The organism is Sunxiuqinia indica, assembly GCF_009847015.1.
Lineage (GTDB): Bacteria > Bacteroidota > Bacteroidia > Bacteroidales > Prolixibacteraceae > Sunxiuqinia > Sunxiuqinia indica.
Genome location: NZ_WVEM01000015.1, coordinates 56,577 through 83,101, shown reverse-complemented (window position 1 = coordinate 83,101; position 26,525 = coordinate 56,577). Strand labels below are relative to the sequence as shown.

Genomic DNA, 26,525 nt, shown 5'->3' with positions numbered 1-26,525 from the left:
GTTTAATTATTCGAAGCACCATTCTGCATGACTTAAGTGGTATTTTAATCTAGACTAAGAATAATAAAAATAGATTAAGGGTTTTGTCTTTTATTGCATAGATTTACACCATCACTATACAACGAATAACCAGCATGCTGATTATTTTGAGAAATACGCTAATAACCCTTTCTTTTCTAGCAATTAGTTGTGTTGCTTTTGCTTTCAATTCGGATATACATCCTGATCAAATCAGATTTAGCTATATCACAACAAATGATGGACTACCCCAAAATACAGTTGACTGCATCTTGAAAGACAGCCGTGGTTTCATGTGGTTTGGAACCGGTAACGGGGTTTGCCGCTACGACGGATATACCTTTAAAACGTATCAACAAAATCATAATCTGGGTTCACTTCCCAGTAATTTTATTCAAACCCTATGCGAAGACAGCTACGGCAACATATGGATAGGCACGGCCAAAGGACTGGCACATTTCATCTATGATAAATCAAGCTTTGCGAGTAACAATTTGCTGAACGAAAATGTGGCTAACTTTTCCATAACACATGTAATAACAGACAATGCCAGTAATTTATGGGTGGCGACCGAAAAAAACGGACTTTGGAAAATAAGTTATCATGAAAACGGAGAAACGGCAGCCACAAAAATGTTTGGTGAGGTACTTTCAAATCGAAATATCAGCAATCTATGTCTGCTAAACGATCAGCATTTGCTGATTGGTACTGATTACGGCCCCGTAGCAGTTCATTTAAACAACGAAAAAACAGCCATGGTTTGGAAACAGCTTGAAGAAAATCTTGCGGGGCAGAGTATTACTGACCTATTCCAGGATTCGAGAGGCAATATATGGATCGGCACCAATGGCAATGGGGTATTTCTATACGACACCAAGCGGCTTCAGACCACCTATTTTGGAGCAGAAAATGATATCGATTCTGATTTGAACCACCTAACCGTTTACGATATTATTGAAGACATAAACGGGGTTGTTATTGTAGGAACACTCGGAGGGCTAAACTACTTTGACTACAGCTCAATGGTTTTTTCGAGTATCTCGGATAAAACAGAATCGAAAAGATACCTGAATACTCCTTTTGTCAATTCGCTTTATGCTGACGAGCTCGGAAATATCTGGATTGGAACAGAAAAAGGTGGCGTTAATTATTACAACAGCTTTCAAAAACCGTTTTATTCAATTCAGCATAACCCAAGCAATAGCAATACAATTAGCCATAACACCATCAACTCCATTTACATCGAGAAAGATAATTTGTGGATTGGAACAGCTGGCGGCGGCCTGAATAAGCTTAGTGCCAATGGGAAAAAGAACATCCGTTTTGAGCTTGACCCAACGATAAGGGGTAGCATCAACAACAATTTCATTTCTTCGCTTTTGCGGGATCAGAACAAAAACATGTGGGTGGGTACCTGGGGGGGCGGTATCAACCTAATGCTTTCTGAAAATAAGAACCAGTTCGCCACTTTTCTTAACGACCCTTTAGATTCGACCAGTTTATGCAACAGTTTCGTTTCATCATTAAAGCAACTCGATAAAAACAGAATTTTAGTAGGTACCCGAGACGGACTCGATATTTTTACCCCTTCAGAAAACACGTTTCGGCATGTTCACGAAAAAATGCAACTTGAAAGTAATTTAGAGGTGGGCTGCCTGTTGGCCGATCAAAAAGAACGAATATGGGTTGGAACACGAGATGGGCTATACCGTTTATCACGTACTGATCTACTCGAGCTCACCACAGAGACGAAATCGATAGAATTCCTTAAGTTTTCCAACAACATCAACAATCCTAATTCACTGGCAGGAAACTATGTGATCTCACTTCGCGAAACGAAAGCCGGGATTATTTGGCTAGGCACATACGGTAACGGAATATGCAAATATGTGGAAGATAGCGACACCGGCCATTTCATCAGTTATTCAGAAGAAGACGGACTGTGCAATAATTTTGCCTACGCGATAGAAGAAGATTTGCAAGGAAATTTGTGGATAAGCACCGATAGAGGGCTCTCTAAATTCAACCCAAAAACAGAAGAATTTCAAAATTTCTATACCAGCGATGGGCTGTTAAGCGATCAGTTTTACTGGTCAGCCTCTTTCGCCGACGAAAGCGGAGATCTTTACTTTGGAGGAATTGAAGGAGTAAACTATTTTTCGCCAGAGCAAATTGAATCCTACCCCAATACACCGACGCCAGTTTTTACTGAATTATCAGTTTTTAATTCCCCTGTTAAAGTTGGCGATAAATACCATTCAAAGGTAATTCTTGAGAAACCCATTGAAGAAACTGAACACATCGATTTATCTTATAAAGATGCTGTATTTTCGATTGAATTTTCAGCATTGGATTATTTTCACCCTGATAAAATTAAGTACCAATATAGGATGGAAGGTGTCGACCAGGATTGGGTAGAAGTACCGTCGACAAGGCGATTTGCCAATTACACGAACCTTTCGGGTGGCAACTACCGATTCATGATAAAAGCAGCAAACAGCGACGGAGTGTGGTCGAAAACTCAACGACAGCTTTTGATTACCGTAATTCCCGCATTTTGGAAAACTGCCTGGTTTCAGCTTTTAGTCATCCTCCTTCTATTATTAACAGTAATGGCCTACATCCGTTACAGAACCCGTTTTTTGAAAGAACAAAAACAAAAATTGGAAAAACAGGTACGTGAAAGAACATACAAAATAGAAGAGCAAAAAGAAGAGCTTGCCAAGCAACGCGACGAAGTCATTGAACTGAACGAGAAAGTGAAACTTGTAAATCAATTGCGGTTACGCTTTTTTACCAATATCTCGCACGAATTTCGGACTCCGCTGACACTGATTATTGATCCTTTGGAACAATTAATGGAAACGTTAAAAGACGATCAAAATGCAAAAAATACGATCACCATTATCAATAGGAATGCACAACGCCTGCTCCATTTAATCAACCAACTCTTGTATTTCAGGCGGATTGAAACAGGTAAACTGGATTTAAATGTAAGTAACGGGAATATGGTACAATACCTCAACGGTATTTTTGAATCGTTTAAAGACCTCGCCGAGCATCAGCAAATTGACTATCGTTTTTCAGCAACCGAAATAAATGAAGAGACCTGGTTTGACGCCGAAAAAGTAGAGAACGTATTTTACAACCTGCTATCTAATGCGTTTAAAAACACACCTGTGTCGGGAAGCATTAAAATGAAAGTTGAATTTATCAACAGCAAAATCAACAACTGCATTGATTTACCTTATGTTTCCATCAGTATTCACGACTCTGGTTCAGGAATCTCGAAAGAACATCTATCCAGCATTTTTAAGCGATTCTACAAAGCGGAGGAAACCAGCAAGGATTCGTACTTTACCAGCTCGGGAATTGGACTGGCACTAACCTACGAAATTGTGCAGGCTCTGCATGGCGAAATTAAAGTTGAAAGTGAAAAGGGAAAAGGCAGCACATTTACAGTGTGTATCCCCTGCACCAAAGATCGCTTTTCGGAAAATGAGATCAATCAAACAGCAGTTCCAACAGACATAAACATTGAAGGCCGGGTAAATGTGCTAGCCGAACACATTATCGCCGAAAAATCGGGTTATAAGCAGGAAGAAGAATCACACAATGACAAATCCAAACCGACAATATTAATTGTAGAGGACAATTTTGACCTACGAAGTTTCTTGTTACAAACCTTACGGTCAGACTATCGGGTTTTAGGTGCCGAGAATGGGAAAATTGGTTTAGCAATGGCTAAAAAGTATTCTCCCGAATTAATTATCAGCGATGTGATGATGCCCGTTATGGATGGCATTGAGCTCTGTAGCCGACTAAAGAAAAACATACAAACAAGCCATATTCCGATCGTGTTGTTAACAGCAAAAAATATGGTGGAAAGTTGGATTGAAGGATTAGAAACCGGTGCCGACGATTACATTCCAAAACCGTTTAACTTCCAAATTCTTCAGGTAAAAATGCGCAATCTGATTGAATCACGCAGGGCGATTAAGCGATTGTTTAGCAGCCCCGACAATATTCCTTCCGAACAAATAATGCCCAACACGTTGGATCAGGAATTTATAAACAAAGCATACGAGGTACTCGAAAAAAATTACATCGAATCTCAATTTTCAGTCGATCAATTCGCTAAAGAAATGTTTGTCAGCCAAAGCTTGTTGTATAAAAAAATAAAAGCATTGACCGATCTTAACATCACCGACTTTATTAATTCATTCAAATTAAAAAAAGCCATCGAACTAATAAAGACAACGAATGAGCCATTATCAGAAATTGCTTATAAAGTTGGTTTCAACGACCCTAAATACTTTAGCCGTATCTTTAAAAAGTTTTACGGTATGAGTCCAAGCGAATTTTCAAAAAAGCAGGCCATCCGATAAACACAGGGCACAAGCCCCCATCAGAAACGACTTCTTTCTCAATTTGTCCACTTCATTTCACAATTCGTCCTCCCCTTTAATGTAATAGTCTGGGTAGTTTTATACCAGATTTTAACGCTAACTAATTTTTGATCTTATGAAAAAATTCTTAACCAGTGGATTAATGTTCTGCTTCCTGCTTATTGCAGGTACAAATTATGCGCAACATACGGTAACGGGTGTTGTTTATGATGCAGGTGATAATAACAATACATTGCCTGGAGTTAATGTAGTTGAAGAAGGAACCACAAACGGGACGATCACCGACGTCAATGGCAACTTCTCCATTTCTGTTTCTGAAGAAAATACAACCCTTCAGTTTTCATTTATAGGTTTTATTGCGCAAGAAATTCAACTTGATGGAAGATCAAGTATTGAAGTACAATTACAACAAGATGTATTTGGAATCGAAGAAGTAGTTGCCATTGGCTATGGCACTCAAAAGAAATCGGATCTTACCGGTTCTATTTCAATTGTTGAAACTGATGAAATGGCCAAAGCCGCAACAAACGATGTTAGTAAAGCTTTACAAGGTAAAGTGGCCGGTGTTTCCATTCAAAGTTCCGGCGATCCGGGTTCTGCTCCAAAAGTAAAAATTCGTGGTGTTACTTCCTTTACCAATAACGATCCGCTCTATGTCATCGATGGTGTTTTTGCTCCGGCAAATGATATTCCAACCGAAAACATCGAATCGATTCAGGTATTAAAAGATGCATCGGCAGCTGCAATTTATGGTTCGCGTGCTGCAAATGGTGTAATCATTATTACGACAAAACGTGGTACAAAAGGCGAAATGAACGTTTCGTACAGCGGATATTACGGTTTTCAGGAAATTACAGAAAGAATGGATGTACTTGGACGGGAACAGTATCAAACACTGGTCAACGAGTCAACAAACAATGCAAAAGCATATCCTGAGTATAACGAGCTGTACATTTTCCCTGCAAATGATCCATCGAGCCCATACTATGTTGACAATGTAAACACCAACTGGCAAGACGAATTGTTTAAAACAGGCCATATTAACAACCATACGGTTTCGGTTAGCGGTGGAAACGATGTCTCGAATTTTAGTATGAGCTTGAACTATTTTGACCAAACAGGTACGGTCGAAGGAAACGGACCAAATTACACAAGATACGGTATAATGGTTAATTCCGATCACCAACTGGGTAAACTAAAAGTTGGCGAATCGCTCCATTACACTTATGCTGATCGTGATCTGATGTCGTTCCTTCACGATGGAACGATGTTAGGTTACACGGCTTCTGCTATTCCTACACTCCCGGTATACGACGAAACTAAAATGAATGGTTACTCTTCGGCCAGCGCCGATTTGCACGGAGCCTATTCTGCCAACGTTGTTGGTATGAATAATTTGATTGAGAGTAATACAAAAAGAAATCGTTTGATTGGCAACGTTTATGGTGAGTATGAAATCATCAAAGGATTAAAATACAAGCTTAGTTTAAGTTACGAGCGGACCGACTGGCGCGACTACCACTTCGAACCACTTTACGACTTGGGTTGGTTTGCCGGCTTTTCAAACACCATTGCAAAAATGGATGACAACCGCGGTTACGGTTCTACAGGTACTATTGAAAACACCTTGTCGTACAATACAACAATCGACAAGTTTACGTTAAATGCTTTGCTCGGACAAAGTGCACTCAATACATTCATGTCAAGATCTTATGGACATGCTGAAGGTTTCTCAAAACCGTATTTCAAACAATTGAGTAACGGTGAAGACAGAACAAGCAGTGGAGACGAATTCCAGTCACGTTTGGCTTCTTATTTCGGTCGGGTAATTGTTGGATACGACGATAAATACTTGATGACAGCAACAATACGTCGCGATGGTTCTTCACGATTCAGCCCGCAGAACAAATGGGGTAACTTCCCGTCAGTAGCAGTGGCCTGGAAAGCGCATAAAGAAGACTTTTTGGCTTCAAGCGAATTTATCAGCCAGTTAAAAGTTCGTGCTAGTTACGGTATATTGGGTAACCAAAACATTGGAGATTACCTCTACCAGGGTTATATCAACCCATACGCAACTTATGTGTTGAATGGTAGCCCAGTCGCTGGAGGAGCTCAATTTATTCCTGCTTCAACAGACATTAAATGGGAACAATCGAAAACCACCAACATTGGTTTGGATTTCGGGTTTCTCGAAAACAGAGTCCTGATTACTACAGAATATTACGTAAAAAGAGTTGACGACCTGTTAGGAACTGTTCCTACTCCAACTCACCTGGGATGGTACGATTGGGAATCGCCTGTACAAAACGCTCTGTCGGTTAAAAATCAGGGATTTGAATTTAACGCAACCTATCGCAAGGCTGAAGGTCAATTCAAATACAGCGTTAATGCTAACTTTTCGACTCTTAAGAACGAAGTATTGAGCCTTGGTGAAGGTATTAACCCAATTGACGGAAACTGGAGCCGTACCGATGTTGGTACCGAAGTTGGTGAATTATATGGTTATGTTGTTGAAAAAGTATTCCAAAGCAAATCAGAAGTTGAGGCATTGAACGCCAATGCTCCTGACGGACTTTACCAGGAAAATCTGACCGATGCTGGTGACTTCATGTTCAAAGATCTTAATGATGACAACGAAATTACGGAAGACGACCGCACACACATGGGTAGTGCATTACCAAATTTCTATTTCGGTTTTAATTTCAACGCGGAATACAAAAATTTCGACCTTACTATTTCAGCTCAAGGTGCTACCGGAAACAAAGTTGTTAATGCAATAGGAAATGGTCTTCGTGCCGGTGCCGGTTTAGAAAACATGAGTACTGACCTGATGAACAGATGGATAACGAATAATACCAATACCGGAAGACCAAGAATTATCCGAGATGATCCGAACCGCAACACAAGAGCGTCAGATTTCTGGTTAGAAGACGGTGATTACCTAAGATTCTCGAACATTGAGTTAGGATACACACTACCTGAGTCAGCACTCGATTTCTTAAGTCTCTCTTCAGTTCGCGTCTATGGTTCACTTCAAAATGCCATTACAATTACCAGTTACTCGGGCTACGATCCTGAATTTGATAACGACGGATTATTCGATAGAGGAACAGACAATGGCGTAACAGCAAACAGAGCATTTACCGATTTCTCAGGTGGATTACCTACTCCTAGAACAATTCTGTTCGGCGTAAAAGTTGGATTTTAATAATATCTAAAAAGCATTATCATGAAATTAAAATATATTTTCCTCACCTTTTTAACTTTGTTCATGGCATCATGTAACGAAGAGTGGTTGGAGTTAAGCAACCCAAACCTGCAAACGACCGAAACCTACTGGCAATCAGAAGCTGATGCAAAAGCTGGCGTAAGTGCCACATACATGGGATTACTTTACGATGGTACCTGGCTACGTTTTGTCCCTTTCGCATTAAGTCTTAAAGGCGACGATATTCAAAGTTTCAGCCCATGGCGAGTATTAAGTTTAACGGGTAAATTTAACCTGGATGAAGACCCGATTATGGCACAATGGCCATGGACAGCATTTTACGGTGTAATAAACAGAGCCAACCAGGTTCTTGAAAATATCGATAACATAGAGTTTGCTAATCAGGCAACTTACGATCAATACAAAGGAGAAGCCTTATTCCTAAGAGGTTTATCAAACTATTACCTTGTTTCATTTTTCAGAAATATTCCTTTGGTAATGAATACGTACCAAAGCGAAGAAGACCTGTATCCTGAACAAGTAAGTCCTGAAATTGCATGGAAAGCCGTAATAGATGATTTTAAAGCAGCAGCTGATTTATTGCCAACAACTTATCCTGAATCGGACTTGGGCCGTGCTACAAAAGGTGCTGCACTTGCATTTACCGGGAAATCATATTTAATGAACCACGACTACGAAAATGCTTCTATTTATTTGAAAAAAGTGATTGACCTTGGCATTTATGATTTGGTACCAAATTACGCTGACAATTTCACCACTTCAAATGAGAACAATTCTGAATCGATCTTCGAAATTCAGCTCGACCGCAGTGTAGGTGGAACAGAACTTGGGTGGGTAAGCCAACCTGCTGCCGACTGGTCGAAAACAACAGCCCATGCCATTACTTTTGCACCAACTCCGTTTGGATTTGGTGATGCTGCCGCAACACAATGGATTTTTGATGAATATATGGCTGAAAAAACTGTTGACGGTGAAGTTGACCCACGTGCTGTTGTAAGCATGAGCTACGATACAACTGCAACAACCATGTACGGAACTCCTTTCAGAGAAGCTTTTAATGAGTCGAGATGGGACGGCGTTTACATCCGTAAATACACCAACGCTTATTCATCCGAAAGAGAAAATGAATTGGATTGGCGTTCAGACATTAACGAGAGAGTAATGCGTTATGCCGAAGTGATGATGATGTATGCAGAATGTCAGTATGAACTTGGAAATCCTGAAGTAGCAGCAGAATACATCCAAACGGTACGTGACAGATCTAATTTGCCTGATATATCATCTGATATCGCTGCAATGGGAGACCAGGAATTCTACACTCAGCTTTCACATGATAAAGTGCTGGAGTTTGCGTTCGAAGGAATTCGTTTTGAAGATATCGTCCGCTGGGGTTGGTTATACAACGCAGACAGACTTCAGGAACTGAAGGATCATGATTCAGAATTTTCAGGATTTATCGAAGGGCGTGAATACTTCCCTATTCCACCTGCAGAACGCGATAAAAACCCGAATTATACTCAAAACCCAGGTTGGGGGATTTAATAAATAGATAAATCAGAAAAGGCAGGTTCCTTTAGCTTGCCTTTTCTTTTCATAATCACTCAATGGCATGCGCACATTAATCAAAATATCACTTTCGGTTCTGTTTCTGGCATTAAATTTCAGCTGCACACAGAGCGTTAAAACCGAGGGAGAAAAGACCTCTTCCAGAGATTCCACTCCAACGCAGATCAATAATCCCATTATCACGGATAAATACACCGCCGATCCGGCTGCATTGGTATACAACGATACGGTTTACTTGTATGTAGGACACGATCAGGCTCCTGTAGAAAAGAATTTCTACGAAATGAATGAGTGGCTGGTGTATTCATCAACCGATCTGGTTAACTGGAAAGAACATCCGGTTCCGTTGAAGCCCTCCGATTTTGAGTGGGCTGCACACAGTGCCTGGGCTGCTCAGGCAATCGAGCGCAACGGAAAATTTTACTGGTATGTAACAGTTGAACACGGAAATATTCCGGGAAAAGCGATTGGGGTAGCTGTATCCGACAGTCCTGTAGGTCCGTTTAAGGATGCCCTTGGGAAAGCTTTAATCACAAACAATATGACCACAGATCAAACACAGATTAGCTGGGACGATATTGATCCGACCGTTTATATTGACGACGATGGCCAAGCTTACCTGTTTTGGGGAAATACAGCTTGCTACTGGGCAAAACTAAAAGACAATATGATCGAACTGGATGGCAATATACACACGCTTGATTTGCCTAACTTTACCGAAGCGCCCTGGATTCATAAACGTGGCGACTGGTATTATCTGTCATACGCCTATCAGTTCCCGGAGAAAACAGCTTATGCTATGAGCAGATCCATTACCGGTCCATGGGAATTTAAAGGTATCCTGAATGAACTGGCTGGCAATTCAAACACAAATCATCAAGCAATTATCGAATACAACAATAACTGGTACTTCTTTTATCATACTGGCGGAATTCAGCCACATGGTGGCAGTTTCAGGCGCTCGGTTTGTATCGACCAACTTTATTATAACACAGACGGCACGATGAAACGTGTTGCTATGACCTCAGAAGGAATTCAATAAACTTTATCAAAATGAAAAAAGGAATCACCCTAATTATCGCCCTATTACTTTTATCAATAAAAGTTTTCCCAAATGAAATTGTTGTTCACGATCCCGTAATGATTCAGCAAAATGGAACTTATTACTTGTTTTCCACGGGATGGGGAATTAGTGTGTGGTCATCACCAGACATGAAAAACTGGACCAGTGAAGACCCGGTCTTTGATGAAGCCCCACAATGGGCTCTGGAAGCAGTAAAAGGATTCAAAGGGCACATATGGGCGCCCGATATTGCTTTTTACAATGGAGCTTACTATTTGTATTATTCGATATCAGCTTTTGGAAAGAATACCTCGTGCATTGGCTTAGCGACTAACAAGACCCTGAACCCTGAAGATCCGGATTTTAAGTGGGTCGATCATGGAAAAGTTATTCAATCAATACCCGGAGAACACAATTGGAATGCCATTGATCCGAACTTAATTATTTCTGAAGATGGAACTCCGTATTTAAGTTTTGGTTCTTTTTGGGACGGATTGAAGCTCGTAAAACTGACGAAAGACGCGATGAAAGTGGCTGAAGATTTAACGAACATTCCAACCATTGCCTCACGAGAAAAAGATTCCGACGAGTCCAACCCTCCGTCTATTGATGATAATCCGGTTGACGCCGGCGGAAATGCTATTGAGGCTCCATTTATTTTTAAAAAGGGAGATTACTACTATCTTTTTGCATCGATTGATTATTGCTGCAAAGGAGTTGAGAGCACCTATAAAGTGATTGTCGGACGATCGAAAACTATACCGGGTCCATATCTAGATAAAGCAGGAAATTCTCTGGCAAAAGGTGGTGGTTCCATCTTGCTGAAAGGAGATGAAAATTGGCACGGTGTCGGTCACAATTCGGCATACACATTTAATAAAAAAGACTATCTGATTTTTCATGGTTATGATGCTCATGATGATGGTAAACCGAAATTGATTATTAAGGAATTGTCATGGGATGAGAATAATTGGCCTTTCATTGATGAGTAACAAAAAATGGAAACGATAAAATTGAGAATATGAAACATAGTGGTCCTGGTTTTGGGAAGTTCATTCTGGCGGTAGCAATAGTTTCAACAGTTCTTTCAGGAAGCTCAGTTGCTCAAAATGCACGCATAAAAATTGACGTTGACCGTGAGATAGGAGAAGTAGATAAAAACATTTACGGTAATTTTGTAGAGCATCTTGGACGATGTGTTTACGGAGGAATTTACGATCCTGGAAATCCGCTTTCCGATGAAAACGGAATCCGTTTAGATGTACTGGAAGCAGTCAAAGGATTGAATGTTTCATTAACCCGCTATCCGGGTGGAAACTTTGTTTCGAACTACAACTGGAAAGATGGCGTTGGCCCAAAAGACGAGCGTCCTCCAAGAATGGAATTGGCTTGGGCACGTTTAGAAACCAACCAGTTTGGCACCAACGAATTTATGGATTACGCCAAACGAATGAATACCGAACCCTATTTTGCCGTTAATCTGGGAACAGGAACCATTAAGGAAGCACAGGAATGGGTCGAATACTGCAACGTAAAAGAAGGACCGTATTATGCAGAGCTGCGCAAAAAGCACGGATATCCCGAACCTCACAATATTAAATACTGGAGCCTGGGGAACGAGATGGACGGTTTTTGGCAAATGGGACATCTGAATGCTGAAGATTACAGCAAAAAAGCACGTGAAGCCGGTAAATTGATGAAATTAACTGATCCGGATATTAAACTGATTGCAGCCGGAGCTTCAAATTTTCGCCCGAATAACGACCCACACGAATGGAATGCAACCGTCCTTTCTGAACTCAGGGACGTTGTTGATTACATTGCCTTGCACATGTATTTGGGCAACCATCAGGACAATTACTACAATTTTGTTTCGGCTCCTTTGGTTTTGGAAGAGCGCACGAAAGTAGTGAAAGGAATGATCGATCGAGAGATGGAAAAAGCCGACCGCGGCGATCGCGATCCGATTTACATTGCCTGGGATGAATACAACATCTGGTATCGCTGGAGGGCTAAAGAAACCATGACCGGAACCCGCGCCCTTGAAGAGCGTTACAACCTGGAGGATGCCTTGGTTATTGCAGGTTTCCTGAATGCTTTTGTACGCAATGCCGATATCGTGAAAATGGCAAATATGGCGCAGTTGGTAAATGTTATTGCCCCAATTTTTGCTGAAGAAGATGGTGTTTTCTTGCAAACAATATATTATCCACTTCAACTGTTCGCCAACAATATGTTTGGTACCTCGCTCGATGTTTTTGTTGATTGTGAAACCTACAACACGGGCCATTTTCAGCTGGGACTTGCAGAACAGGTTGCCCAAATTGACGATGTTCCCTACTTAGACGTTTCGGTAACTTACAACAATGGAGAAGTTGTTATCGGTGTAATTAACCGACATCGAGATGAAACGATTACGACTGATATTATTTCGCAGGAAGGACTTTTTGATGGTGAGTTTGAAATATTTGAAGTCAACGGTCCTGATATTAAAGCGGAGAACGACTTCGATCAAACCAAGGTTAAAACGGTTCAAAAAGAATCAGTTAATATCAAAAAGGAAGATGCATTTACCTATAATTTTCCTCCTCACTCATTTACAATGCTAAAAGGTAAAATTGTTGAATAGATTTATTTCCGACAAGAAAATGAGAAAATACCTGCTTTATATAGTCGCCCTTACTATTCTGGTCGTTTCCTGTAAAAAGGATGCGGAGATCGAGGAGCCGAAAATTCCTGATCCTGATCCGGCTGACGAGGTTTCTCCCCCGCGAAACGAAGATTTTATTGGTCCAACGTATGCTGACAACTATATTCCATTAGCAGGCTGGGAAAACCGCTCTCAATGGAATCTCGCCAATGTGCACGATCCAACTGTTGAAAAAAGCGGGGAATATTATTACATGTACCAAACCGATGCATCGTACGGAAATGCCCACGATGGACATGGACATTTTCCATACCGTCGCTCGAAAGATCTGATAAACTGGGAGTTTCAGGGCATGGCTTTTCAAACCGTCCCGGCATGGTTAAAAGACTCGTTAAACAACAAACGATCTCGAATGACGCCTGCCCTTCCGGCGATTGAAAATCCAAGTTATGCTTTCTGGGCTCCTTGCATTCGAAAAGTTGGGGATATATACCGGCTTTATTACAGCATTGTAGTTACCAACCCAATTGTTGGGAATAACACGGAAACATCGTGGACAGAACGAGCATTTATTGGATTGGCAGAAACCGACGATCTTGCTTCAAATAATTGGGAAGATAAAGGAATGGTGGTATGCTCTGAACCGGATGGAAAAGAAACATACACCCGAACAGGATCCAACGACTGGAGTGGGTATTTCAAGTTCAACGCCATCGATCCAAGCTTTATTGTTACACCCGAAGGAGAACACTGGCTGATTTATGGCTCATGGCATTCCGGCATTGCCGCTGTTCAGTTAAACCCCAAAACCGGAAAACCTGATAAATTAGAAACACCCGAAGATTATGGCGTTCGGATTGCCGGGCGGGGAAATGTAAATAGCAACCGCTGGCAAGCACTGGAAGCACCCGAAATAATCTATAATCCGGAAACGGAATATTACTACCTGTTTTTAGCGTACGACGAACTTTCGGTAGCCTACAATACGCGGGTAGCACGTTCAAGAAACATGACCGGTCCTTTCCTGGGAATTAATGGCGAAAACATTACCAATGGCGATGAGTGCTGGCCCATGCTCACCCATCCTTACGCATTCAATGCACACACCGGGTGGGTTGGAATATCGCACTGTTGTGTATTTCAAAATCCGGCTACAAAACAGTGGTACTTTTCATCGCAAGGAAGATTGCCCGAAAATGTGCCGGGCATTAATGCTTCAAATGCGCTAATGATGGGACATGTGCGCGAGATGAACTGGACCGATGATGGTTGGCCGGTAGTTATGCCCGAGCGTTTTGCCGGAGTTCCACAACTGCCATTAACCGATGAGGCAATGATTGGCGAATACGAAATAATTCTCATGGAATACCAGTACCAAATAATTAAAACCTCAAGAACGTTTAAACTTCACCTTGACGGAACTGTAAGTGGGACACTATCTGGAAACTGGACGTTAGATGACACAAAAGGAATTTTACGTATTGGTAACTTGCAACTGATTGTTCGCGATGGCTATAACTGGGAGTCACACCCACGGGAAGCAACACTCATCTTATCTGGGTTAACAGATCAGGGAAAACCAGTTTGGGTGAAAAAAAATAACTAGTATTGCAATAAGAACAAATTCAATAGAAATACTTAATCATGAAAAAACTAAAATTTAGCCTTTCAATCTTATTCTTAATGTTTGCGATGGCAGCATTTAGTCAAACTACGCTTAGCTTACATACCGACCAGGCGAAGACCCAAATAAGCAAAGACATTTACGGGCATTTTGCAGAACACCTGGGACGCTGTATCTACGGAGGTATTTATGTCGGTGAAGATTCTGAAATTCCAAATATCAGAGGATTCCGCGATGACGTGATCGGTGCGCTGATTGATATGAAAATTCCATTATTACGATGGCCAGGAGGTTGCTTTGCCGACACGTACCATTGGAAAGACGGAATTGGCCCCCGCCAAGAACGCCCATCAATGGTCAATGTTCATTGGGGTGGAGTTACTGAAGACAATAGCTTCGGAACACACGAATTTCTCGATTTCTGTGATTTGATTAAAGCAGAACCATATATCAATCTGAATGTCGGTTCAGGAACTGTACAGGAAGCTTCAGAATGGGTTGAATATGTAACGTCGGCAAACATTAGCCCGATGACAGACTTACGCAAAAAGAATGGTCGTGAAGAACCATGGGACGTAAAATACTGGGGAATTGGCAACGAGAACTGGGGCTGTGGTGGAAACATGACTCCGGATTACTATGCCGATTTGTACAACCGGTTTGCCAGCTATTGCCGTGGTGATTTGTACAAAATTGCCGGTGGTCCAAATGTTGACGACTACAATTGGATGGAAGTTTTGATGCGCAAAACAATGCGTCATCCGCACCTGGTTCAGGGAGTTTCGCTACACAACTACACATTTACAACAGGCTGGACCGACAAAGGCCACGCTACCGATTTCGGCGAAAAAGAATGGATTGCAGTATTAAACAATACCCTAAAGATGGAAACACTGGTGAATCGTCATTCAACCATTATGGACAAATACGATCCACAAAAACGTGTCGGTTTAATTGTTGACGAATGGGGAAACTGGTTTAATGTGGAAGAAGGAACAAATCCAGGCTTTCTTTATCAACAAAATACATTGCGTGATGCCTTGGTAGCTGGAATAAACCTCAACATTTTTAACAATCATGCCGATCGTGTAAAAATGGCAAATATTGCGCAAACCGTAAATGTTTTGCAATCGGTTATTTTAACCAAAGAAGATGAAATGGTACTAACACCGACTTACTATGTGTTTAAAATGTACAGTGTTCATCAAAATGCAAAACTGATACCGGCAAACCTCGAAACAGGAACCTACGAATTAGATGGCAAATCAGTTCCTGCGGTGCATGCTTCGGCATCAACAAAAGACGATGTGGTTTCGATTACACTGTGCAACCTGAACCCGAATAAAAGCGAATCAGTCGATATAAATATAACCGGCAATGACTTTTCTTCAGCATCGGGACAAATTATTACGTCAGAAAATATGAATGATCACAACGAATTTGGCAGTGAGGAATCGGTAAACATCAAAACCTTTGAGGTGTCAAAACCAAAGAATGGAAAACTAACTGTTGATCTCCCAGCAAAGTCAGTTGTATTAGTACAAATGAAGTAAAACTTACTGCTCACGATATGAAAAGGCTGTCCAATTTTGGGCAGCCTTTTTTTCGCTTAAGCAGTGCATCTTCGAATCAACTGTTGAGTTCCGGACAACGCTTTTTATTATTAAACACTGTTGCCCGGGAAAAATAAAAACTTGGGTGATGCGAGAAACGAATAAAAACAGAACGACTGATATTCAACAAGATGGAGTTATGGACTAAAGCCCGGACGCTCTAGTGCGATACCTATGACGCGGGCTTTAGCCCATCATTTGAAATTTCAACCCGGACACTAATGATTATTAAACCCCATCCTAATCAATTCCATTTCCGACCCCAACCCCACCAGAAAAACAAGCCATTCCCTTCGTATTCGTTTCAATTCTACTCATTTGTCGCAATTCTTCCACACTTCGGAGAAACTAAAAAAACAGCTCATATTCCGAATTCCTTTTGCACAGTTGGTTATCAAGAGTAAACCCTACATTGCAAAATACTGGCATGGTTTTTCTCCTATATCCTGTAAAAGGTTATTACCGAATTCAGTTTAAACCGAAATAACCTTATCAAACTAAAAACAGAGATTATGAAGAAAGAAAATATTGAAACCCGATCGATTAACACGATAAGAACCTTGGCGATGGATGCTGTACAGAAAGCTGGCTCAGGTCATCCGGGAACAGCCATGTCGCTGGCACCGGCAGCCTATGTTTTGTGGAATAATATCATGAAGTACAATCCTAAAAACCCCCATTGGTTTAACCGCGATCGGTTTGTGTTATCGAGTGGTCACGCGTCCATTATTCAATATGCTATGTTGCATCTAACCGGCTATCCGTTATCGTTGAATGATCTGAAAGATCTTCGACAGTGGGGCAGCAAAACCCCCGGTCACCCCGAATATGGACTCACCGAAGGTATTGAAACAACAACGGGACCACTGGGACAAGGATTTATGACTGCTGTGGGAATGGCCATGGCAGAAGCACACCTTGCTTCACGATTTAATAAACCAGACGCCCCAATAATTGATCATCACGTTTATGGCTTTTGCAGCGACGGAGACCTGATGGAGGGAGCTTCAAGTGAAGCCGCGTCACTGGCTGGTCATTTTGGATTGGGAAAACTTATTTTTCTTTACGACGACAACCACATCAGCATTGACGGGGACACCGAAGTAACCTACAGCGACGATGTGAAAAAACGATTCGAAGGATACCACTGGCACGTGCAGGATTTAGGTGAAAGTGCCAACGATACCGAAAAAATTACCAAAGCTTACGAGGCCGCTCAACAGGAAAAAGATAAACCCTCGCTGATAATCTTACGTACCCACATTGCTTATGGCGCACCCAACGCACAGGATACAGCAGCAGCACACGGCTCGGCGCTGGGTGAAGACGAAGTAAAAGCAACCAAAAAAGCCTATGGCTGGCCCGAGGACAAATCCTTTTATGTTCCGGAGGAAGTGGAAACTCACATGCAAAAAGCCATTGACAGAGGCGAGGAGCTCGAAAAAAAATGGCAGACGATGTACGACCAATACCAGCAAAAACACCCGGACTTGCATGCGTTGCTGGAACAAGGGAGAGCACTTGAGCTCGATAAAGACTGGGATAAGGATATTCCCGAATTCAAGCCCGATGACGGCCCTGTGGCAACGCGTAAAGCATCGGCAAAAATTATTAATTCATTTGCGGAGCAGGTTCCTTACCTGCTGGGTGGAAGTGCTGATCTGGCAGCTTCAACAAAAACATTGATGGAAGAATCGGGGTATTTTGGCAAAGGAAACTACCAGAACCGAAATATCGCCTGGGGAGTCAGAGAACACGGAATGGCAGCGGCCACTTCAGGAATGACACTTCATGGAGGACTTCGGGCTTTTGCGTCTACATTTTTCATCTTTTCCGATTATGCCCGCCCGGCGATCCGGCTGGCAGCATTGATGGAACTGCCAGCCATTTATGTGCTCACCCACGATTCCATTGGTCTGGGAGGCGATGGCCCCACTCACCAACCCGTGGAGCACCTGGCTTCGTTTAGAGCCATGCCCAACATTTTTGTTTTTCGTCCGGCCGACGCCAACGAAGTAGCTTACACCTGGCGAGCCGTATTAAAGCGAAAAGAAGGTCCCTCGATGATGGTATTGACACGGCAAAATGTTCCGATTGTAAACCGGAGTAAATATGCCTCGGCTCAAGGTGTAATGAAAGGTGCTTACATCCTTTCGAACGAAAAAGGCGATACGCCTGATGCAGTTCTTATGGCGACTGGTTCCGAAGTTTCGCTGGCACTGGAAGCACAGGAAAAACTGCGCGACATGAATATTGACTCGCGGGTAGTGAGCATGCCTTGCTGGGAACTATTTAAGGTGCAGGACGAAGCCTACCGTAATGAAGTATTTCCGCCCAAGGTGAAAGCAAGAACAGCAGTAGAAGCAGGTGCTTCACTCGGCTGGAAAGAATGGGTTGGCGACAGTGGCACCGTGGTATCGGTGGAACGTTTTGGCTCAAGTGCTCCTTATCAGGAAAACTTCAAACATTATGGCTTTACGGTTGACAATGTGATTGATCATGTAAAACGATCAATAGAACAAAGTAAATCATGAACGTAAGGCTTGCCGTGCCGAAGAAAGAAAACAATTCAATCAGAAAAAGTAACATAAAATACAGCTATGGAAAAGTTTGATAAACTATTGGAATATGGACAAAGCTACTGGCTTGACAACTTATCGAGAGAAATAATTACAAACGGAGAACTGGAAAACAGAATCAAAAATGAAGGTTTGAGAGGAATTACCTCTAATCCGAGTATTTTTAATAAAGCGATTTCCAGCGGTCATTTGTATGACGACCAGATAAAAGCGCTGGCCGGAAAAGGAAAAAAACCAGACGAAATTTACGAGGCACTGGCCATTCAGGATATTCAGAAAGCCTGTGACCTGTTGCGCCCCGTGTTCGATGCATCAAACGGCGAAGATGGTTTCGTAAGTTTAGAAGTTTCGCCTTATTTGGCAAGGGAAACAGAAAAAACCAAGGCCGAAGCCCGACGACTGTATAAATCGGTTGACCGCCCAAACTGTATGATTAAGATACCCGGAACCCCGGAAGGAATTCCGGCCATTGAAGAAATGTTGTATGAAGGAATTAACATCAACATCACGCTGCTTTTTTCCATTGAAAGCTATGAAGCCGTTGCCGAAGCTTATTTGAAAGCTCTGGAACGTCGGGCTGAAGAAGGCAAACCCATTGATAAAATAGCATCAGTAGCCAGTTTCTTCTTAAGCCGGATTGATGTGCTTACCGATAAAATACTGTCGGATGATATTATTCCCAATTCACACGGCGATAAAAAAATATTAGCAGAAAATCTGCTGGGTGAAACGGCTATTTCAAGCGCCAAAATTGCATACCAAAGTTTCTTGAATGCATTCAGCGGCGACCGCTGGGAGAAACTGGCCTCGAAAGGCGCTCGGGTGCAACGTCCACTTTGGGCAAGTACCAGCAATAAAACCGAGGGATACAGTGACACCCGATATGTAGAACCACTTATTGGTCCGTTCACTGTAAACACAATGCCCGCCGAAACCATCGAAGCATTTAAACATCATGGTAAAGTTCTTCCCAATACCGTCAACGAGGATGTTAAAAAGGCTTTAAGCGTTTTTAGTGATCTTGAAAAAATTGAACTCAATTTAGACGCGATCACAGATCAACTGGTGAAAGAAGGTATCGAAAAATTCACCGACCCGTTTGACAGCTTACTCAAAAGCATTGAAAAAGAAGCAAATTAAGACTTAGCGTGTGAGAATTATTACTTGACACGGAGAAGATACTCAACATAACGGTTTAATACAGCTATGGAAAAATATGATTTTGGATTGATCTGATTCAGGCGCAGCGCGAATATTTTGGTTACCAACGAATTGGAGAAGAGGGTACCTTTCATACCGATTGGTAGAACTGTATTTTATCAAAAACGCTACACGTTCCTGCATACTCGGATAATGGTTGCCGAAGTTTGAACGTGAACGTATTTATACGATTATTCAATACACCAATTTCGCTGAAGTAAAAGGTTCAGATGTCGGTTTGATTTAACCGTTATACTGTGTAAATTGTTAGCTCATTAATATCGGGTCGCAGCAGACACCAAACCCGAAGGGAACATGGCTTGGCTATTGCGGTATCTGAATGGCTTGGCTTTTCACCTGGCTGCCTGTCCGCAACCCATTTGTTGTCCTTCACTCAAAGCGAACAACTATGATAGAAATATTATTAAAAAATAAGGAATGCTTGACTTTTCAAGCCGTTAGCGACATTTCGTCTTCCAAGCTCGACTTTCATTTAATGCAGTTTCATGATTCCACGGATGTTGAATTGGATTGGCTATCGGAGAATTATGGGCTCGACTTCACAATCATGAAAAATTATGAAGACATTGAAATCAGCTCTCACTTTTTAGAAACCACCTACCAGGCCTCATTCCATTTTTCCATTCCCTACCTGGATCGTGAAAAGAAAATGGTTGAAGAGCCTGTTTTTATCATTGTCACGAAGGATGGCGTTTTTCTGTTTTCAAGTTGCAAGCTGGATACGGTTTTTAACGAAGCTTATTCCAACAAGATCAGATCCATCCAGGAATCATCGGATACTGAAGGTATCTTTAAATTCCAGTTTGAGTTCATTTCAGACTATTTCGCAGATATTACTGAACATCAATCGAAAAAAATTAAAACGCTTGCAAGCAGAATTTTAATCGAAAAAGAGTTTTCGAAGGAAGAGCTGGATGTCATTACCACCTACAATTTCAACAACCTGTTAATCAAAGAGGCACTGTTGGAAACCTCCAGGATTTTCACATTGTATATGAAGAGCAATTGGGAACAAACAACCAGAATAAAAGAAAGTGTTTCTGTTGAATTGACCGACTTGTCGGCTGTTTCCGACTATATCCATTTTAATTTCGAGCGCCTGGACGATTTAAAAGAAAACGTATCGAATAAGATTGATTTAGAGCAAAACCATATTTTTAAAATGCTCACAGTGGTTACCGTGTGTATTTCTCTACCAACCTTTATAGCAGGTGTCTACGGAATGAACTTTGAAACGATGCCTGAACTTGAATTGACTTATGGCTACCCAATCGCTCTGGTGGCTATGATCTTATCGGCCCTGTTGCCTTTTATCTACTTCAAAAAGAAAAAATGGTTGAAGCAGTAGCCCCGCTGGCGCAGGTCTGTGACCCGGGTCTTGCTTTGAAAAAGCAAAAGTAACCTGTGGGTCAAACAATGACAACTTCAAGTCGTGCAATGGGCGCTTTACCTGCATCAACGCCTATTCCAAGTGAAACAACGACCTCTTTTCACCTCGTGCAACTCCTGCTCCCGAGCAAATCTTTTCGCGTGGTTTGGCTTCGCGTTTGTTGGAACAAGGTATTGATTTAACATTCATACAAGAGCTTTTAGGTCACTCTTCGTCCAAACCAACTAAAATAGATACTCCTGTTTCTTTACGGGAGTTAAAACCAATTGTCAACCCACTGAAAAACTGATGGGATGACACAAACATAACAGAGTCAACAATACTTGCTAATTATGGTAGGTATTGAGCACTTTTAAATTCGATAGAGAAAAAATAAAATGAAGAGTTATATTGCTAGACGAAAACAAAATCGCTCATGATACAGCTCCTGTTGTCAACGCAATAAACAAACGATCCAACCCCCGAAATTAAAAAACACAATTACCAACTAAAAATCAACATGTTAAAAAGCATTTCTTTTGAAGATTCTTTTGCTTATTTTTATTTAGACTGTATCTAAATAGTCAGCTTGCATTTATTAATCTTAAAACTGAATTGACGATGAAAAAAATTCCTATTCTTATTGTACTGCTATTGGCTATGATGGCCGCTTTGGCACAGAAAAAAAACGGCGAAGTATTTATTGAGCATCCAGCAATGGATAAAGTGGATAAACTATGGAATGCCCTCGAAAAAGGTGATAAAACAACTTATGGCAGCTTGTTGGCAGACACTGTAATGGTTGTTATCAACGGAAATCGAAATTTAAAAACTCGTGATGAACAGGTCAAGAGTGTTGATTGGTGGAACAAAGAATTTGAAGATCTGAAAGTTGCAACGGACACTCCTGCTTATGCCGATGCTATTGATTATAAAGAGAGTGGCGTATGGGTTCAGGATTGGTTACGATTAAAAGGGACGCACAAAGAAACAGGAATTAAGCTCGATTTATCTATTCATAATTTGTATAGTTTTAATGATGAGGGACAAATAACCTCAATCCATCACTATTCAAACAACGATGTTTTTCAGGAAATAAACAGAAGTAAAACAACGAGAGAAAACGGTAAAGTCTATATCGGACACCCTTACATCACCAAAGTTCGAAAACTTGCTAATGCCTATTGCGACAAAGATCTTGACGCCATGAAAGCGTTCTATGCAGATGATGTTTTCTTCTCAAACACCACCATGAAACTGAAAGAACAAAATGACATGGAAGCTCAGACTAAGGTATGGGAATCACAGTTTTCTGAAATGGACGACATCAACATGAAGCAAGTTGGATATCCGGATTGCATCTACTATGCTTTAAATGATGACTATGTTGTTTACTCCTGGTGGGTTTTTACGGCAACGTCGATTGCAGATGGGAAGAAAATAGAATTCCCAATGATGCTTTCGCATACTTTTAACGACGAGGGAAAAATTGTGAATTCGATGGGCTACTACAGCAGCAATCATTACGAATAATTGAATAACATCAATTATTGAAAAGACTCCATTATTCGAATAATGGAGTCTTTCTTTTTATCTAGTTATGCCAAGGAAGTTAATCCTAAAGCACGCGTTTGCATACAAAAATCAGATCAATCTGCCCTTTCAACCAAAACATGCTCTCCCACTTTCGTTTCAAGTTCGTATAAAAAATATGTTTTCAGCTCTTTCGGTTGCAAATCAGGATCACCAGCTATTTCAGGCTCTGGAATCGCTGTTGCTTTCATCAACGAATTCGCTTTCCCGGAGCCCGGATCGTACCCGGGCAAATTAAGTCGCCACTCCGAACGAATAATTGCTTTTCCCCCCAAAGAAGAATAAATGGTTGCACGCTCAAATTTTCCGTCAGCCCAACTCACGTCAATAGTAAAACCACCCCGAGCTTTTAACCCCTTAACTTCGCCTTTTGACCAGGAACTGGGTAATGCAGGCAAAAAGTGAATGGCTCCGGCATGACTTTGCACCAGCATTTCGGCAACACCGGCAGTTACACCAAAATTACCATCAATTTGAAATGGCGGGTGAGCATCAAGCATATTTTTATAGAGACCTCCTCCTGAATGGCCAGCTTGATCTCCAAAATTAATGGGAGTAAACAAATTCTGAATAATCTTTAAAGCATGATCACCATCTAACATTCGTGCCCACATGTTCGATTTCCAGCCCATAGACCAACCAGTGGCCTCATCACCTCGTCGCTCAAGTGAATTTCTAACGGCCGTAAACAATTCCGGGGTATCCCATGGATTAATTTGGTTCCCCGGATGAATTCCATACAAGTGGTTCAAGTGTCGATGATGCGGGTCTGTCTCTTCAAAATCTTCGTTCCACTCCATCAAAATGCCGTTGTCATTAATCCGAAAAGGTTGCAACTTAGGAATCAGCATTTGTAACTCCGACTGGAACTCCGGATCAATACCCAAAACAAGCGTTGCCTTTAAACAATTGTTTAACAACTCATTGGTCATAGCCAAATCGCATGCAGGCCCCGCACAAACAGCCACCGCACGGCCAGTCTCCGGATCGATGAATTTATTTTCAGGAGAGGTCCCAAACTGGGTTTCCAGGTAACCACTATTATTTGTATTCAACATCCCAATAAGAAACTGAGCGGCTCCTTTCATTGCCGGATACATCGTTTTCAAAAAATCCTGATTACCCGTAAATAAATAATGCTCCCAAACATGACTGAGCATCCAAACGCCTCCCATACTCCAATTCGCCCACGCCGGGTCAGCAGTTCCTCCTTCGCCAACAGGTGCACAATGCGCCCAAATGTCGCCATTATGGTGCGACGCCCAACCTTCCAAGCCATAATACGAGTCAGCAATAGCCCTCCCTTTTAGGCTGTTATTCGTTACTAAATTCATCAGCGGGTCGGTCAACTCTGACAAGTTGGTTACTTCGGCCGGCCAATAATTCATTTCAACATTAATATTTTGGGTATAGTTACTACTCCACGGAGGCTGAACGGTGCTACTCCAAATCCCTTGCAAATTGGCCGCTTGCGTTCCAGGTCTTGATGAAGATATAAGCAAATAACGACCATACTGAAACAACAGCGCAACCATATCCGGATCTTTGTTTTCCTTGAATGAAATAATTCGCTCATCAGTTGGAAAACTGTCTACATGCTGCTCCTCGCCCAGTGTCAGGGCAACCCGATCAAAAAGCTGCTCATAATCCGTAACATGATTGCTCTTTAAGGTCTCCCAGTCCAACTGAGCCGCTTCTTTCAAATTTCGATTTGCAATCGTTTCAAAATCTTTCCCCTCCAAGCCCGGAGACTTAAACGGCCCGTTAAAGCTGGTGGCCGCTGAAATTAATACAATTGCTTCTGTTCCACTTTTCAGGGAAATTTTGTCATCGGCTACCTGGACTTCGCCGTCTTCCGAGCGAATCTGCACATTCACCTGAGCCTTCATCCCTTCTCCAGTCCAATCATCATAAACAATGGGTTGATCAACATCCCGATAATTAGGTGCTACCTGTTTCGGAGCCTGAACAATCATTTTATAAACCCCATCTTCTGAAAGAATTTTATGTTTCAGCAGGCTATTCAGCGACAACGAAAAACTAAGTTGACTGGGCTCTGAAGCTGTAAGTTTTACTGCAATGACTTGATCGGGATAACTGGCCAAAACCTCACGCTTGTATCCAACCCCGTTTGTTTCATAAGTCACCTCGGAAACAGACTCAGAAATATTCAACTGCCGCTTGTAATTCGAAAATGTCTGATGTCCGGTTTCAAGCACTAAGTCTCCCAGGGGCTGATAGGATTCGGTGTAAGGCCCCTGGATGTTTCGTATTACTTCATCGGCTTCCGTATATTTTCGATCCTCAACCAATCGGGCAACCTTCGCAGCATAGCCGGCAGCGTCCGCATTTGTCAAATCCCGTGGATATCCCGACCAGAATTCGTCATGATTCAATCGAATAACTTCATGATCAGGCCGCCCAAAAATCATCGCTCCAAAGCTGCCATTTCCAATAGGCAAGGCTTCCATCCATTCGCTGGCGGGCTCATTGTACCAAAGTTTGAGATCTTTTTTTACTTCTTTTTGCCGACAAGAGAAGAAGGTGCTCGACACCAATAAAACAAGCATTAGGTTTAGGAGTATTGATTTCATAGTAGCTAAATAGTTTTCATCAAAAATAGAAAAAGTAAGTTGAATGAGGATAGTGAAACAAATACTTTCCTACGAAATAAACACAAATAGCTGTCAATAATCATATTTCTTTTGTTGAGTAAAAGGAAACACACTGAGCCGGGAAAACGTATATTAAACCAAAACCGATACGCTTAAAAGCAGCTCATGAACCGTGTTCATATCCTTTTCCAAAAGGACATTTAATCGCCACCATCGTTCCTGCACCGCCCCCTATCATCCAAATAAATTAAAACTAAAAATCATGCAAGTCAAGAAGTATCCATATTGCGATTTGAATCGTTATCGGGGTCTACTTATTGAGGTTGGTTTAATCCTCTCTCTTGGGATTTGCTTATTGGCTTTTGAGACGAAAACAACGGTCAAAAAAAGTGAAATTACCGGCTCAATTGTTACTCAGGATATCGACAACGAAATCATACCAATTACCAGACAAGAACAAGTTAAACCGCCACCTCCTCCTCCGCCTCCAAGAGTAGTAGAAGTTCTCAACATTGTTTCCGACGATATTGAAATTGATGAGGAACTGGAAATTGAAGACACGGAAGCCGATGATCAAACAGCTATCGACATTACTCCGGTCGTTACCGCCTACGAACAAGAACAGGAGGAAGAGGAAGAAGAACAGATCTTCTATATTGTTGAGGAAATGCCGGAATTTCCGGGCGGCGAACTTGCCCTGAGAAAGTTTCTGGCCAATTCCATCAAGTATCCGGTTATTGCTCAGGAAAATGGTGTCGAAGGGAAAGTGTATGTCTCGTTTGTTGTAGGCAAAGATGGCTATGTTACCAATGCAAGAATAATCCGCAGTGTTGATCCATCGCTGGATAAGGAAGCATTGCGTGTTGTAAACAGCCTGCCTCAGTGGAGCCCGGGCAAACAACGCGGGCAACCTGTCCGGGTGGCATTTAGCGTACCCATAACGTTTGTATTACAATAGGAAAATAAGTGGTTTGCT

The 26,525-nt window shown here is 41.8% G+C and carries 14 protein-coding genes; 13 read left to right on the top strand and 1 reads right to left on the bottom strand.

What is annotated here, in order from left to right; all coding sequences use genetic code 11:
* Window positions 1-134: 134 nt before the first annotated feature.
* The 12 genes from GR929_RS18380 (at window position 135) to GR929_RS18320 (ending at window position 22,874) form a co-directional block, all read left to right on the top strand.
* On the top strand, window positions 135-4,406 hold the full coding sequence (locus tag GR929_RS18380; protein WP_159522585.1) for a hybrid sensor histidine kinase/response regulator transcription factor: 4,272 nt from the start codon (window positions 135-137) through the stop codon (window positions 4,404-4,406).
* 136 nt (window positions 4,407-4,542) lie between these two features.
* Complete coding sequence (locus tag GR929_RS18375) at window positions 4,543-7,635, top strand: SusC/RagA family TonB-linked outer membrane protein (RefSeq protein ID WP_159522583.1); 3,093 nt, start codon at window positions 4,543-4,545, stop codon at window positions 7,633-7,635.
* A gap of 21 nt (window positions 7,636-7,656) precedes the next feature.
* Window positions 7,657-9,198: a RagB/SusD family nutrient uptake outer membrane protein gene (locus tag GR929_RS18370; protein WP_159522581.1), complete on the top strand. Its 1,542-nt coding sequence runs from the start codon at window positions 7,657-7,659 to the stop codon at window positions 9,196-9,198.
* 67 nt (window positions 9,199-9,265) lie between these two features.
* The gene (locus GR929_RS18365; RefSeq protein ID WP_159522579.1) at window positions 9,266-10,264 is read left to right on the top strand and encodes a glycoside hydrolase family 43 protein; all 999 of its coding nucleotides are present in this window, start codon (window positions 9,266-9,268) and stop codon (window positions 10,262-10,264) included.
* A gap of 11 nt (window positions 10,265-10,275) precedes the next feature.
* Window positions 10,276-11,277 carry an arabinan endo-1,5-alpha-L-arabinosidase gene (locus GR929_RS18360; protein WP_159522577.1) on the top strand — a complete coding sequence of 334 codons (1,002 nt, stop codon included), beginning with the start codon at window positions 10,276-10,278 and terminating at the stop codon, window positions 11,275-11,277.
* Between the two features lie 29 nt (window positions 11,278-11,306).
* Window positions 11,307-12,914: an alpha-N-arabinofuranosidase gene (locus GR929_RS18355; RefSeq protein ID WP_159522575.1), complete on the top strand. Its 1,608-nt coding sequence runs from the start codon at window positions 11,307-11,309 to the stop codon at window positions 12,912-12,914.
* On the top strand, window positions 12,907-14,541 hold the full coding sequence (locus GR929_RS18350) for an arabinan endo-1,5-alpha-L-arabinosidase (protein WP_235934474.1): 1,635 nt from the start codon (window positions 12,907-12,909) through the stop codon (window positions 14,539-14,541). The genes GR929_RS18355 and GR929_RS18350 overlap by 8 nt, the downstream gene beginning before the upstream one ends.
* Window positions 14,542-14,579: 38 nt before the next feature.
* A complete protein-coding gene (locus tag GR929_RS18345) occupies window positions 14,580-16,112 on the top strand; it encodes an alpha-N-arabinofuranosidase (protein WP_159522573.1) in 1,533 nt (510 codons plus the stop codon).
* A 572-nt stretch (window positions 16,113-16,684) separates the two neighbouring features.
* A complete protein-coding gene (gene tkt / locus GR929_RS18340; protein ID WP_159522571.1) occupies window positions 16,685-18,706 on the top strand; it encodes a transketolase in 2,022 nt (673 codons plus the stop codon).
* Between the two features lie 66 nt (window positions 18,707-18,772).
* Window positions 18,773-19,891: a transaldolase gene (gene tal, locus GR929_RS18335; RefSeq protein ID WP_159522569.1), complete on the top strand. Its 1,119-nt coding sequence runs from the start codon at window positions 18,773-18,775 to the stop codon at window positions 19,889-19,891.
* Window positions 19,892-20,360: 469 nt separating this feature from the next.
* Window positions 20,361-21,320, top strand: a complete 960-nt coding sequence (locus GR929_RS18325) for a CorA family divalent cation transporter (RefSeq protein WP_159522567.1) — start codon at window positions 20,361-20,363, stop codon at window positions 21,318-21,320.
* A 642-nt stretch (window positions 21,321-21,962) separates the two neighbouring features.
* A complete protein-coding gene (locus tag GR929_RS18320) occupies window positions 21,963-22,874 on the top strand; it encodes a nuclear transport factor 2 family protein (RefSeq protein WP_159522565.1) in 912 nt (303 codons plus the stop codon).
* A 116-nt stretch (window positions 22,875-22,990) separates the two neighbouring features.
* On the opposite strand, the gene GR929_RS18315 is transcribed toward GR929_RS18320, so the two are convergent.
* Window positions 22,991-25,528 carry a glycoside hydrolase family 95 protein gene (locus tag GR929_RS18315; protein WP_159522563.1) on the bottom strand — a complete coding sequence of 846 codons (2,538 nt, stop codon included), beginning with the start codon at window positions 25,526-25,528 and terminating at the stop codon, window positions 22,991-22,993.
* Between the two features lie 283 nt (window positions 25,529-25,811).
* On the opposite strand from GR929_RS18315, the gene GR929_RS18310 reads away from it, so the two are divergent.
* A complete protein-coding gene (locus tag GR929_RS18310) occupies window positions 25,812-26,507 on the top strand; it encodes an energy transducer TonB (protein ID WP_159522561.1) in 696 nt (231 codons plus the stop codon).
* Window positions 26,508-26,525 lie beyond the last annotated feature (18 nt).

Coding starts and splice junctions, on each gene's coding strand:
- GR929_RS18365 (WP_159522579.1), top strand. CDS start 9,266: ATGCGCACATTAATCAAAATATCACTTTCGGTTCTGTTTCTGGCATTA.
- GR929_RS18320 (WP_159522565.1), top strand. CDS start 21,963: ATGAAAAAAATTCCTATTCTTATTGTACTGCTATTGGCTATGATGGCC.
- tkt (WP_159522571.1), top strand. CDS start 16,685: ATGAAGAAAGAAAATATTGAAACCCGATCGATTAACACGATAAGAACC.
- GR929_RS18355 (WP_159522575.1), top strand. CDS start 11,307: ATGAAACATAGTGGTCCTGGTTTTGGGAAGTTCATTCTGGCGGTAGCA.
- GR929_RS18380 (WP_159522585.1), top strand. CDS start 135: ATGCTGATTATTTTGAGAAATACGCTAATAACCCTTTCTTTTCTAGCA.
- GR929_RS18360 (WP_159522577.1), top strand. CDS start 10,276: ATGAAAAAAGGAATCACCCTAATTATCGCCCTATTACTTTTATCAATA.
- GR929_RS18310 (WP_159522561.1), top strand. CDS start 25,812: ATGCAAGTCAAGAAGTATCCATATTGCGATTTGAATCGTTATCGGGGT.
- GR929_RS18370 (WP_159522581.1), top strand. CDS start 7,657: ATGAAATTAAAATATATTTTCCTCACCTTTTTAACTTTGTTCATGGCA.
- GR929_RS18375 (WP_159522583.1), top strand. CDS start 4,543: ATGAAAAAATTCTTAACCAGTGGATTAATGTTCTGCTTCCTGCTTATT.
- GR929_RS18315 (WP_159522563.1), bottom strand. CDS start 25,528: ATGAAATCAATACTCCTAAACCTAATGCTTGTTTTATTGGTGTCGAGC.
- GR929_RS18325 (WP_159522567.1), top strand. CDS start 20,361: ATGATAGAAATATTATTAAAAAATAAGGAATGCTTGACTTTTCAAGCC.
- tal (WP_159522569.1), top strand. CDS start 18,773: ATGGAAAAGTTTGATAAACTATTGGAATATGGACAAAGCTACTGGCTT.
- GR929_RS18345 (WP_159522573.1), top strand. CDS start 14,580: ATGAAAAAACTAAAATTTAGCCTTTCAATCTTATTCTTAATGTTTGCG.